This is a genomic window from Mesorhizobium sp. M2E.F.Ca.ET.219.01.1.1 (genome assembly GCF_004016445.2).
Lineage (GTDB): Bacteria > Pseudomonadota > Alphaproteobacteria > Rhizobiales > Rhizobiaceae > Mesorhizobium.
Window position 1 is genome coordinate 1 of sequence record NZ_SADT02000081.1, and the last position, 388, is coordinate 388.

The 388-nt window shown below is 71.4% G+C and carries 1 protein-coding gene; it reads right to left on the bottom strand.

Translation table 11 applies throughout. From position 1 onward, the window contains the following. The coding region (locus EN862_RS35000; protein ID WP_135913294.1) for a caspase family protein at nucleotides 1-388 on the bottom strand (388 nt) is incomplete at both ends.

Below are 388 nucleotides of genomic sequence, written 5' to 3' on the forward strand. Positions count from 1 at the left end.
CATAGGGAAGCTGCCTGCCGCGGCTGAGGTCGTAGACTTCCTGTTGCACGAGCGTCAGCACCGAGCGGATTTCGAGCCCGTCGGTGCCGAGATATTTCGTCAGCGCCGCGGTGAAGGGCGAGTTCTGGCCGGTTCCGTCGGCGGCCGTCTCGCCGGGGGCGGCGGCAAAGGCGAACAGGATGTTCTCCGCCCGGCCGACGCGGCCGAGGCCCGGCCGGACCTTGTCGGCTGCGTCCTTGGCCAGCGACGTCGCGCCACGCCCCTCGCTGCCCGCGCCTGCGAAGGGATCGCTGCGGCAGGCGTCGAGCACGATCAGCCCGACCTTGGCCGTGGCGGCGACCGCTTCGCGCACCTCCTCCAGCGGCAGGCTGGTCTTCTCCAGCGCGTC